Genomic DNA, 12,297 nt, shown 5'->3' on the forward strand with positions numbered 1-12,297 from the left:
GGTCGGGTTTAGCTGTTCAGACAGTTATAAAAAGTGTAGTAAGTGCCATTATCAATCAGCTTCTGCACATACAAAGCCACTTCTCTGATATGATAATCGCCCCACATACTTGATTCGCCGCAGGCAATTTTGCTTCCTTCCGGCACGTAGTCCCAGCCATTAGGTTGGTGATAAATTGAATGCAACAAAATGCCCTGATGCGCGTGGCTGGTGCTCAGGTAGGGTTCTTCCAGCAAACGGTTCAGTACAGTCAGGCCTGTCTGCCAGTATTTTTCCCCGGCGTCGGTTTCTCCTTTGTTGCTCAGGTATTTACCCAAACGTAATAAACCCTGAGCCGCAATGGCCGCCGCCGAGCTGTCGACAGGCTCGTAATCATTAAACGGATTAGCGGGCTGGTCAAGGTAATTGCCCAGTTTATGCAGGTTGGGTGCGCCGGTATCCCAGTAAGGTATGCCGTCAACGGGGGTATGTTCTATGTAAAAATCGCAGGTAGCGCGGGCGGCTCTCAGCATATAATTTTCTATTACGTGGCGCCCACCGAAAGGGTCCAGCTCGGCATCGTGCAGGGTACTGATAAACTCAAGCTCTTCGGCAAAGCCGCAGATAGCCCAGGCGAGTCCGCGGGTCCAGGTTGTGAAGCCTGTATAGCCCTGTTGAGAATTAGGACAGCGGAAATTGCCGTCGGTAGTATTAAAAACACTTTCGTGCGCTGTGCGCCCCCAGATATCGTAGGTATCGCGGCCTTCGCCGTAAAACACCGAGTAATCGGCGGTGGCTTTTATATGAGATAAGGCCCTGCCCAGTAAACTTATTTTTATATCGTTTTCTGCCTGAAAAACATGTCCCAGCTTGTAGCTGAGCATGAGCGCACGGCACGAGCGGATGGTATCTACAAACAAAGAATGAGGCCCGTTGAATGAGTGAATAAAGCCCCCGTTTTTAATGGGTGTCCAGCGGCTGGCCTGCACGGCGCCTGATATTTTAAGTGCCAGTTCGTAAAAGTTTTTCTCCCAGGGGTTGTGCTCAATTTTGCCTTCCTGCATCAGCCGTAACAGGTTGCCGTAGGTACTTACGTTATTGAAGCCGTGGTCGTGCACACCAATATGGCTGATGTGCGGCGCCATTAAATCAATGGTTTTCTGGCGGCCCATTTCCAGAAAACGGGTGTCGCCCGTTGCATCAAACTGTAAAATGGCCGAACCGAACTGAAAGCCCTGTGTCCACTCTGTCCAGCCACGGGTGGTGTATTTACCGGCGGCAGTAAAAACAGGCGAACCCTTTGAAACATCATAATTATACTCAATAGAAGAGATTTTTTCGCCTGAGAGCTCCCAGAACTTTTTTAGTTTATTGCTTAAATCAGTTGGTTGAAGATGGTAATCAATGCGAATCATTAGCGGTGGGTTTTATTTTTTTTCAGATTTTTTAAATAGGTTATGGTTTGTGGTACCTGTATGGCAATGTTTGCGCTTTCGTCTTCTATATAATAATGTTCTACACCGGCTTTGCGGGCGGCAGTTAACACGGCCGGAATGTCTATCTGGCCTGTGCCCAGCGCCACATCGTTTTCAGGAGAAGTACCGCCCGACAGATTACCCGCCACGCCTTTTTTCAGGTCTTTGAGGTGCATCAGTTTAAAACGGTTGCCGTATTTGTTAAGCAATGCGGCCGGGTCCTGACCGGGGAAGAATGTCCAGAGGATATCCATTTCAAAACTTACGTATTTTGGGTCAGTGTTTTGCATGATGTAGTCGAACAAGGTTCCGTTTTCATGCGGTTGAAATTCGTAGCCATGATTATGGTAGCAGAAGCTTAGCCCGTACTTATCTTTCAGAATTTTGCCGAAACGGTTGAAATCCTCTACCGTTTTTTGGGCAGTTGCCAAGGTAAAAGGCGCCTGATGTGGTATCCAGGCTACGCGTACAAAACTGGCGCCGAGGGTTTGTGCATTTTTGGCTACTTCGTCAATTTTATTGGTCAGGTCGGGGTAGCCTACACCGAATGACGAGCATTTTATACCACGGGCATCCAACAAGTTGCGTAGTTCCTGCGCTGTTTTACCAAACAGGCTCGAAAACTCCATATCGGTTATGCCCAGAGCCTTGATGGTGTCCAGCGTTGCGGCCACATCTTTACCCAGACTTTTGCGATAAGTATAAGACACCATGCCCGGTTTGTCAGGAAAAAGCGCTTTGCCTTTCTGCGCCATCAGCGGCGCAATGCCTGCCAGTAATAATACTAAAGGGTAGAATAGTTTCTTCATTTTTGATTTTGGGGTTTTACAAACCATTATCTTTCATCCAGCCTTTCAAAACCATCAGGTCTTTTTTCATGGCTGAGGTAACAACGCCAGGTTCTACAGTGATGGTTTTAGCGCCGTTTTCTGCACCACCGAGCTTGTACTCAAAGTGCATGGTAACAGGTACAGAAACATTGTATTGTTTCAGTAAAGACAGGTATTTGCCGTAGTTGACAACTCCCTGCCCCAGCGGACAGCCCTCTTTTACTATCTTGTCGGCATTAGGCACACGTCTGAAATCTTTGATGGCTATTGACTTGATATAGGGCCGGATGATTCTGAAACCTACCTCCCACGATGTCTCGCTTTCGTGCGTGGCATGATGCACATCATATTGGCAGCCCAGAAAAGGCGAGTTGATTTTTTTGAGTATCGGTTCAAAGTCCCATACGGCAGCGCCCAGAAAAAGCCCGGCGTGGTTCTGGTATTCGGCAGAGATATTATACTTTTTGCTCATTTGTGCCACGCCCCTCATTTTTTCTTCAAAGGTTGCCACTTGCGCCAGGATATCCTTTTTCATATCGAACTGATACCAGCCCATACGGAAGTGCTTAATACCCAGTGCCGATGCCGTGCGCAATACATGCTCGGTAAGGGGGGTGGCTTCCAGAATATTGGTAACAATCATGGGCATACCAATACCGGCCTTTTTGCAGGCTTCAACTGCTTTGGGCAGGTCTTCTTCCACGCGTTCGGGTATTACGTGGCCATCGGGGCGAACGGTTAAGTCAATGCCATCAAAACCAATGGCAGCCACGGTTTCGGCTAATTTGTTGTAGTCGGGTATCCAGTGGAGCGTCTTTGAAAACACGTTGATTTTCGGCTCGGGTGTGGGCTGTGCAAAAACTATATTACTTTTTGCAAAAATACTACCAGTAATGGCAGTGCCTATAAAATGTCGTCTGTCCATGCTTAAAATTAGTAAAATAATTCTAACAGAAGTACAATTTATGAGGTGAAAAATTATGATTAGGAAGATAAAATTTTGGTAGACCCGCAAGCAGTGCACCTAAGCGAAGAATTGGGATATCGATGAACTTCGAATATCAACGATAGGTAGAAATTTATTATATTGAGAGGCAATCCAAACTTTAAATCAATCATTTCACTTTTCGGATACGCCTCTGAAGCCGCTCTGCTTGCGGCTCTGCGAGAAAATATAAGACATTACCCACCCCGCTGATTAATAAATATTTGGGTAAAATACAGATTGCCGTTTCTGGCCCGTGCTATGCCAACACCTGTGAGGTTATAATTACCTTCAATATTGGTGCGATGACCAGGGCTTTTTATCCATTCTTTTACCACTTCTTTGGCTGAAAGCTGCCCGTAGGCTACGTTTTCGGCGCTGGCATTGGCATTACTGATAGTTTTCATGAGCCTGGCTACGCGTTTATCGAATCCGCCATGCCCAAACCTTACCTTGCCCATTGCCATATTGAGGCTGTGTGTGGTGGCTTCATCGGTTATCTGCGGCATAAGGCGAAGGGGTTTCAGGTGCCGGGTGGCTCGGTAAGTATTTACTTCGTTATTGATGGCAAGCTGCATACTTTCAAGGTCATTTGCTGTATGGCTGTTTTGCGCGGGTACATTTGTGCGGCAGCTGAGCCAGAGCATGGCGGCCACACCAATCAAGAGCATCCGTTTCATTTTGTATTTTTTCAAACATTAACGTATGCAACCGGGTAGTATATTGTTCTGGTGCCTGATGTAGAAAAAGAAGTTGTGCAGAAATAAACCAATAAAAGCTTTTAAAAGAGTGGCCTCCGGCAAGTGCCGGAGGAACATCTAATTTATAATTCTGTATGGGAACAATTTATTTGGCGCGACGGATATAAATATTGCCGTGCATGTTTTTCATCATTATTTCGCTGCCTCCGGCGTTTACTTTACCCTGAATCCAGTCATCAATGTTTACTTTATACATTCCGTTCTGAGCAGTTTTATTAGACTTAGGAGCCGTTTTATCTACGTCGATATCAAAATCGCTGTACACTTCTCCCCGGTCTGACTTCACCTTTACGTTGAACTTGGCCGTTGCCGGAAACGTAACATCCACATTGCCATTAAGGGTAGTGAAGGCCATCGGTGAATTAGCCACCGATTTAAAATTGGCTTTTATGGCTCCGTTTGTTGTATTGGCCACGGCAGAGCCGGATATATTGCTTAGCACTATGCCTCCGTTTACGTTATTCACTTCCATATCGCCCGCTACGTTTTCAATGCTGATTTCGCCATTGTTGATGGTACTGACTTTCAGAGAAAAGTTATGAGGTACTTTTATGGTAAGGTTAACCGGCTGACGGGCACTTTGGGCTGATACCTCTACGCGGTTATTTTTTTCTTCGGCTGATATTTCAAGCCCGCCGCGAGGGGTAATCCGCTTCATGCCCTGGCTGCTTTCTTCTGTTCTTTCTTTTCTTGTATTAGCCACCGACTCTGCGTCAATAACAATATCTTTACCTGCATAACCCACCACCTTAATAGAGCCATGAATTAACCCTACTTTTAAAGAACCCGGTTTGGCGGGGTCTGTCAATGGTACTACCAGTTGTTCTTTGACTTCGTTTTGTGCAGCTACTGTATGGATAGTAATGGCTGATACCAGCAGCATCATTCCTAAAATTGATTGGTAATTTTTCATTTTACGATTGCTTTTTAATATAAATGTTTCCGTTGAACGTTTCGAATCTGAATAATCTGCCACCTTTTCCGATTCGGATGGATGACCGTTTGTCGAGCTTATAGACTGTTTTTTCGCCATTATGCTCCGTATTTTTTATTACTTCCGGGGCCAGCAGTTCGGCATCAGGGAAATCGGTATAAAACCCGCCATTGAAACTCTTGAACTGCAAGTCGGCCGAAAATGAAGCCGGATATGTTACCCTGATGTTACCATTAAGTGTGTAATAAGACGATTTCTCGGGCGGGCTGCTGAGGTAATTGATGGTTACGTCGCCGTTAATGGTGTGCACATCTGTTGTTCCTCTGGCATTTTCAAGCGCAATACCGCCATTAATATTACGGGCCTTAATATTGCCGCTCACATCTTTTACATGCACTTCGCCATTATTAATGGTTGAAACATCAAGATTAATATTTGCGGGTACCCTGATAATAAAGTTAAGATTGCTCCGGTATTCAATCCGGCGTTCCCGGTTGTTGTTTCTTCTTTCTTCATGAGGGCGGGTGTAATAAGGCGCATTAATGTAAACCAGAATGCTGTCGCCGGTTTCTTCAATTTCTAGTTTAAACTCTTCTTTGCCTTCGTCAACAATGGCCTGGGTTTTGCCCGAAATGGTTTTGTCAATTTCTACCAGAACCTTTGTGCCTGTGTAGCTCTCAACCTTAATTGAGCCGTCGATATTATAGACACCGACGACTGTCTGGGCGGCAGGCTTTTTTAACTCAAATTGCTTGCTGATATGCTCTTTAAATTCGAGCTTCTGCGCTGCAGCAGGGGTACAGCCAAGCACCACACCTGCTAAAAGTAGGATAACCAATTGTTTCATAATTTTGTATGTTTATGCTGAAAACGCTACGATAAAGCCTTTATGGTTTCTTTGATTTTGGTTTTTACGATAATGTCTACATTATCCTGTTCCAGCAACCGTTGCAGCGGTTTAATAGAACGTTTCTCTTCCAGTTTCACCATTACATCGGCCAGGGCGGCCTGAACCAGCGGGGTGTCCTGCTTCAGTATAGAATGCACCAGCCCTTCTCTTACTTTGGGGTGGTCGGCCAGTTGCACCAGGGCTTCCAGCGTTACCAGCCGCACGTTTACGTTAGAGTCGTTATTGAGGGTGCTAAACAGGGCATCTACCACTTTTTCGTCAACATCGCCTATTTCTTTGGTATAGCTGACGGCACGCAGGCGTTCGTTAGCTGATGAATTTTGCAGCAGCGAAAGCACTACTTTCTGGTTCATGTCCTGCACCTGAGCCGAAAGCACCTCAATCTGTTCTTTGTAATCTGGCGTGCGGCGGTCGTTGAGCCAGTATCCGCCCACCAGGCCCACAAACAGCACACATAAGCTATATGCCAGCCTTACTACATTGCGCGGAGCAAAAATTACTTCTATGCCTTTGCGCAGGGTTTCCCATACGGTTGGTTTATGTTCCTTCTTCCGGGCATCGGCCTTGAAGGTTTCCAGCATGGTGTAAAACTGTATCGGCAGGTTGTGGCTGGGGTTGGGTACATTTACGTTTCCCATAGCTTCCCACAGTTTACGTGTAGCCTGTAATTCTGCCTGGCAGTCGGGGCACTGATTCAGGTGTATTTCAAAAGCTGCCCTTTCATCTGCCTGCAACTGGTTATTCAGCCAGTCCAGCATATTATCTCCTGCTTGTTCACAATTCATGAGCTTTGCCTCCATTTTCAATTTTTAAATAATGTTTCTTCAGTTCATTCATGGCACGGTGCACACGCACTTTAATGGCGCCTTCGGTGGTATTCAGTATGGATGCGATTTCATCATATTTCAGTTCCTGATACCTACTCATAACCAGCACTTCTTTGTGCTCGGGGCTTAATTTATCTAAAGCTATTTGCAGCGCCTCGGTTTGCTGTTTTTTCTCCAGTTCGCCATCGGCGGTGGCATCTCCGCTTATCCTTTCGGCATAGGCTTCCACATCATAATGCTGCTGCGACCGCTTGTTTTGCCTGTACGCATCTTTGATTACATTTCGGGCCAGGTGATACATCCAGGTATGAAACTCGCCCTCTGCGGTAAACGTGTGCCTGTATTTCAGCATCCGATAAAACACATTCTGCACCAGGTCTTCGCTCGTTTGTGAGTCGCCTGTCATGTGATACAGGAACCCATACAGTGGGCGATGGTAACGCTCAAAGAGCAGTCCCATTTTATCGAGGTCGCCCGCTTTTACCTGGAGCATCAGTAGGTTATCTTGTGTATTCACACGTTTATAAATGTAATGTTGTTATCAAATTCGTAGTGGAAACCGCGCTGTATCTGAAAGGTTACAGGTAAATTAGAAAAAAAATGAAATATTTTACAATAGAACAAACAAAGCATTGAAAATCAACAATATACACTCATCATAATCATATTTTTTCGTAAAGCTCCAATGCTTTCGGCTACTATGGCCCGTAAAAGCCACGAATTTTCAAATTCATAATCTTCCAAAAACCAGTTGCTGCAATTAGCCGCGTAAAACGAGGCACAACCGAAAAATTTGTCTATTTTCGCAACTATACCATCAACAGGGTTTATTCATGAAATATCTTACATTTAGCAATGGTGATTTAATGCCTGCGCTGGGGCTTGGCACCTGGAAATCGGCCAAGGGCGAAATCTATAACACCATCAGAACCGCGCTGGAAATTGGCTACAGGCATTTTGATTGCGCTTTTATTTATGACAACGAACGCGAAATCGGGCAGGCTTTTGCCGACGCTATGAAAAATAATGAGGTAAAGCGTGAAGACCTCTGGATAACGTCTAAGCTTTGGAACAACCGCCACCGCACAGAAGATGTGCAACCGGCCATTGAAAAATCATTGCGGCTTTTGCAGGTTGAATACCTTGATTTGTACCTGATTCACTGGCCGATAGCGCTGGTTCGTTCGGTGAATTATCCGCAAAAGGCAGAAGATATGATAAGCCTGAATGACTTACCATTAAGCCAGACCTGGCAGGCCATGATTGACATATAGACAAAAGGACTGACGCGGCACATTGGACTTTCTAATTTCAGTATTAAGAAAATAAGCGCTTTAAGAGACGAAACAGGTGTAATGCCCGAAGCCCTTCAGATAGAACTGCAACCTTTTCTGCAACAAAAAACCCTGCTAGACTTTGCCCAGCAAAATAATATAGCCTTAACGGGCTTTTGTCCGCTGGGATCGGCCGACCGACCGGCCAGCAGGGTCTCGGCCAATGAACCCAGGTTATTTGAAAACGAAACGATTCTGGCTATTGCGCAGGAAAAAAACTGCACTGCTGCACAGGTTATGCTGGCATGGGCTGTAAACCGTGGCACATCAGTAATACCTAAGTCGGTGCAGGAGCATCGGTTGAGGGAGAATCTGGCGGCAGCCGATATTGTGCTTTCTGCCGAACAAATGAACAAAATGGCACAACTAGACCAGCATTACCGATACATTAAAGGTGATTTCTGGTGCCTGGAAGGAACCAATTATACCGTCGAGAATTTGTGGGATGAGTAAGGGCTACACCTCCATCTCAAGCAATGCATAACTTAAGGCCTTGCCGTGAGGGTCAATCGCTAATGATGTGGTTACACCTCCCAGCAGGGCGTTCTGGCATACAAACAGTAGGGAATGTATATTGGGCATTTCGTACCGGATGATTTCTCCGGATACTACGTCTTTCAGATGAGTTTTTACTTTTTCGGCAGTAATGGTTTTGCAAAGCATTTCGTAGTCTGATTCCTGGTACGGTATCAATGACAGCGTAAGTGTGTTGCCTTTATCTCCGGCACGGCTATGGGCTATGTTGTAGAGTTTCATGGGTTGTTTTTGATTGAGCAGCCGCCGGAGCGGGGCGGGGATTGAGTGAATGGTGAATGAGTGAATTAGTGAATTAGTGAATTAGTGAATTAGTGAATTAGCGAATTAGCGGGCGGCGTTCCGCTGAATTCGTGAATGAGTGATTGAGCGAATTAGTGAATTAGTGAATGAATGAGTGATTGAGTGAATTTTGTCTTGAACTTTGATTCAGTGGTTCTTAGCCGTGGCTTTAAATTACATTTTACTGGTTGCATTTGTTAAACTCCATCAGTATTTGGTAAAGTCAGTTAAATAAGTGTTCATTACAATCAAAGTTCAAGACATTTAAACTTCAAAATACTCAATCACCGGCTTTATTTTTTTTCTATCAATCAAAGTTGAGACGATACCTACTACTTCGGTTACGGATTTTCTTACACCTCCCCCACCGGCTGGGCCATTGGTATAAAGTGCTTCTACTTCTTCGCCAATCAGGGCGGCATCAGTAGGGTTTGTGGCTTTTGCTGCTGCACGCAGACGGATTTCGTAAGGCTCTGCCAGATTACCAAAACTGGTTCTATGAACAGCGCTGCTGCCGATGTAATCTATTCTAAGTTCAGGAAATTGGTTTTCCAAGCGCTTCCTGAGTATTTCGCCTGCCAATTCGGCACGAGCCAAAGCAGAGGCTCCGGCATAGGCAATTTCTCCTTCACCCATATAAAATGCTTTGTAGCCTACACTTACCTTATAGGTATCGGGGCGAGCCTTGCCTGTTCCTCCGGTTACCAGTACCTGATTAGCGCCAATTTCTTTCAGATAAACAGTTGTGAAATCTGCTACTACATCGGGCGTGTAATATTCATACGGATTAATTACTTCATATAACAACTGCTCTTTGGCTGTTTGCAGGTTTACTACACCGCCTGTGCCTTCTACTTTACTGATAATGGCAGTCCCATCGGCATCAATGTCGGCAAAAGGATGTCCGAGCTTGTCCATATCAGGCACAGGCTTTTTGATGGGGTCTGCAAAGTATCCTCCGGTAATATGGCCTGCGCATTCAAGCAGGTGGCCAATTACAGTGCCTTTGCCCATTAATTCATAATTATCTGTTGCCCAACCGAACTCGTGAATCATAGGCGCAAGAAACAGCGAAGGGTCTGCTACCCTGCCTGTAATGATAATCTGCGTGTCGGCCTGCAAGGCTTCCAGTATTCCTTCTACACCCAGATAGGCATTGGCAGAAATCAGCTCTCCACTTTTTTGAAGTGGTTCGCCTGTTTCAAGAGTCGGGGTATCCGACGATATTTCTGCAAATACATCGTCACCCAACACAGCGGCTACTTTTACTGATAAGCCGAGTTTTTGGGCTATTTCAACAATTTTCTTCGCCCCGGCAACCGGATTTGCTGCCCCCATATTGGTAATTAGGCGGATGTTATTCTTTACCAGCAGTGGCAACAAGCTTTCAATGCGGCGTTCCAGCAGTGGGTCGTAGCCTTTGGTGGGGTCTTGCAGTTTGCGTTTTTGCGCCAGGGCGATTGTTCGTTCGGCGAGGCATTCTAAAACCAGATAATCCAGATTGCCTTTTTCGGCCAGTATGATGGCTGGCTCTAGCCTATCGCCGGAAAATCCTGCTCCGCACCCTATTCTTATTTTTTGTTTCATTGCTTAATGGATTTATAGGCAGTATGTGCTCAAATAAGACCTATCGACATTTCTTATTCCATGGTTGTTACTTTTTTTAGCTGAAAAAAAGTAACCAAAAAAGCAGCCATCATTTAACTCGTACAATTAAAAATCCGGTAATCGCATTCATATTTACGTAACCTTTCGCCCGATTTTTAATCGTACTCAGACAAAAAATGATGCTATAAGGTCTGTTATTTTTTTTTATTTTTCCTTTGCACTCAATTAAAATGGATTTTGCTGACTGTACTTTACCACTGAGTTACGCTGAGTTTTGCACGGAGTTTCACTGTTAACTTTGGCTTTAACTCAGTGTACCTCCGTGTTGAACTTCGTGTCACTCTGTGGTTTTAAGCTTTCGGAGTTAATTACCACTAAGTTACGCTGAGTTTTGCACGGAGTTTCACTGTTAACTTTGGCTTTAACTCAGTGTACCTCCGTGTTGAACTTCGTATCACTCTGTGGTTTAAAGCTCTCATAGCTAGTTTTTCTCCTTAAATATGCAAAGACCCCGTCAGTAATGCCACTATTGTCATTACTATGGTGGTACCCCAGGCCCATTTGAAGACGAATTTCTGGTGTTCGCCCAGCTCAACTTCTGATAAACCAATCAGTAGAAAGGTTGATGCCGTAAGCGGGCTGAGCGGGAAACCAACCGTCATTTGTCCGAGCAGGGCAGCCCTGCCGATTTCCAATGGGTCGATACCAAACTGCGTGGCTGTCTGGCTCAGAATAGGTACTACGCCAAAATAGTAGGCATCGGGCGTAAAAAGCATGCTGGCAGGCATACTGGTAATGGCCGTAAGTGTAGGTAACCACCCGGCGTGTTGCTGAGGGATGAGTGACACCAAACTGGTGGCCATGGCCTCAATCATTTTTGAACCTGTGAGAATACCCGAAAAAATGCCTGCGGCGAATATCATACCCGACACCAGAAAGATATTGGTGCCGTGGCTCTTCAGCACTTTCTGCTGGTCGGCCAGTTTGGTGTAATTTAACAGCAGCGCAATCATGGCGGCCACCACAAACAACACAGGTGCCGGAACCCAACCCATCATAAGGGTAATAATCAGCCCGACGGTCATCAAAGCATTTAATACTATCAGTTTGGGTCTTCTCAATTCACGTTGTGCGTCTGTCAGGTTGGCGTGGTGATCGTACTGAAATTCAAGCACACCCAGCCGTTTGCGCTCTTTTTTGCCGAAAATGTAAGCCACAAACAACACCCAGGCAATACCACCCAGAATTGCCGGTATGTTAGGGTTAAATATATGCACGGCATCTGACTTAAGTGTTGAAATGGCTCTGGCTGACGTACCCGACCACGGCACCAGATGCAAAGGCCCTACGCTAAGGGCTACAATACCCGAGAGCATGAGGCGATTGATTTTCAATTGCTTGTAAATAGGCAGAAAGGCCGACAGCACAATCATAAATGTAGCGGTGCCGTCGCCATCAAGATGCACAATCATGGTAAGAATGGCCGTGCCTACAATTACTTTAAGGGGGTCTCCTTTTACAGAACGGACAATAAACGCAATAACGGGGTCAAAAAGGCCGGCATCCAGCATGGTGGCAAAGTACAGCACGGCAAACATCAGCAAGATACCCGTTGGGGCTACCTGTTTGATTCCGGCCAACATCATATCGCCCAGTTCTTTGGGTTTAAAACCCGCCAGCAGCCCGAAAACAACGGGTACCAGAACCAAAGCCGTAATAACCGACAGCCGTTTGGTAATTATCAGCACAAGAAAAACCACAATGGTGGCAAAGCCTAACAGAGCAAGCATAGTTCAGGTGTTAGTAGATTATTTTGTTCAGAAATGCTATTATCTTGA

The 12,297-nt window shown here is 45.6% G+C and carries 11 protein-coding genes and 1 pseudogene; 1 reads left to right on the plus strand and 11 read right to left on the minus strand.

Annotated features, from left to right (window positions below; all coding sequences use genetic code 11):
* Positions 1-8: 8 nt before the first annotated feature.
* The 8 genes from MB380_RS12175 to MB380_RS12210 all read right to left on the minus strand — a co-directional run bounded on the left by MB380_RS12175 (position 9) and on the right by MB380_RS12210 (position 7,194).
* Positions 9-1,394 carry a glycosyl hydrolase gene (locus MB380_RS12175; RefSeq protein WP_253522702.1) on the minus strand — a complete coding sequence of 462 codons (1,386 nt, stop codon included), beginning with the start codon at positions 1,392-1,394 and terminating at the stop codon, positions 9-11.
* Positions 1,394-2,263: a sugar phosphate isomerase/epimerase gene (locus MB380_RS12180; protein WP_253522705.1), complete on the minus strand. Its 870-nt coding sequence runs from the start codon at positions 2,261-2,263 to the stop codon at positions 1,394-1,396. The genes MB380_RS12175 and MB380_RS12180 overlap by 1 nt, the downstream gene beginning before the upstream one ends.
* A gap of 16 nt (positions 2,264-2,279) precedes the next feature.
* Positions 2,280-3,209, minus strand: a complete 930-nt coding sequence (locus MB380_RS12185; RefSeq protein ID WP_253522708.1) for a sugar phosphate isomerase/epimerase — start codon at positions 3,207-3,209, stop codon at positions 2,280-2,282.
* A 257-nt stretch (positions 3,210-3,466) separates the two neighbouring features.
* Positions 3,467-3,949: a CAP domain-containing protein gene (locus MB380_RS12190; protein ID WP_253522711.1), complete on the minus strand. Its 483-nt coding sequence runs from the start codon at positions 3,947-3,949 to the stop codon at positions 3,467-3,469.
* Between the two features lie 166 nt (positions 3,950-4,115).
* On the minus strand, positions 4,116-4,943 hold the full coding sequence (locus tag MB380_RS12195; RefSeq protein ID WP_253522714.1) for a DUF4097 family beta strand repeat-containing protein: 828 nt from the start codon (positions 4,941-4,943) through the stop codon (positions 4,116-4,118).
* Position 4,944: 1 nt separating this feature from the next.
* Positions 4,945-5,811: a hypothetical protein gene (locus MB380_RS12200; RefSeq protein ID WP_253522717.1), complete on the minus strand. Its 867-nt coding sequence runs from the start codon at positions 5,809-5,811 to the stop codon at positions 4,945-4,947.
* 26 nt (positions 5,812-5,837) lie between these two features.
* Positions 5,838-6,659 (minus strand): HEAT repeat domain-containing protein, encoded by an 822-nt coding sequence (locus MB380_RS12205; RefSeq protein ID WP_253522719.1) that lies wholly within the window; start codon positions 6,657-6,659, stop codon positions 5,838-5,840.
* Complete coding sequence (locus MB380_RS12210) at positions 6,649-7,194, minus strand: RNA polymerase sigma factor (protein ID WP_253535574.1); 546 nt, start codon at positions 7,192-7,194, stop codon at positions 6,649-6,651. Before MB380_RS12210 ends, MB380_RS12205 begins: the two co-directional genes overlap by 11 nt.
* Before the next feature lie 373 nt (positions 7,195-7,567).
* On the opposite strand from MB380_RS12210, the pseudogene MB380_RS12215 reads away from it, so the two are divergent.
* Positions 7,568-8,488 (plus strand): annotated as a pseudogene (locus MB380_RS12215) (aldo/keto reductase).
* A gap of 3 nt (positions 8,489-8,491) precedes the next feature.
* On the opposite strand, the gene MB380_RS12220 reads toward MB380_RS12215, so the two are convergent.
* From MB380_RS12220 to MB380_RS12230, 3 genes are all read right to left on the minus strand, one after another.
* Entirely contained in the window at positions 8,492-8,791 is a 300-nt protein-coding gene (locus MB380_RS12220; protein ID WP_253522722.1) for a hypothetical protein, read from the minus strand.
* A 324-nt stretch (positions 8,792-9,115) separates the two neighbouring features.
* Positions 9,116-10,438, minus strand: a complete 1,323-nt coding sequence (locus MB380_RS12225; RefSeq protein ID WP_253522725.1) for an acyclic terpene utilization AtuA family protein — start codon at positions 10,436-10,438, stop codon at positions 9,116-9,118.
* A 515-nt stretch (positions 10,439-10,953) separates the two neighbouring features.
* Positions 10,954-12,249, minus strand: coding sequence for a CitMHS family transporter (locus tag MB380_RS12230; protein ID WP_253522728.1), 1,296 nt, complete (start codon positions 12,247-12,249; stop codon positions 10,954-10,956).
* Between the last annotated feature and the right edge of the window lie 48 nt (positions 12,250-12,297).

It is taken from the genome of Emticicia sp. 21SJ11W-3, assembly GCF_024138715.1.
Classification (GTDB): domain Bacteria; phylum Bacteroidota; class Bacteroidia; order Cytophagales; family Spirosomataceae; genus Emticicia; species Emticicia fluvialis.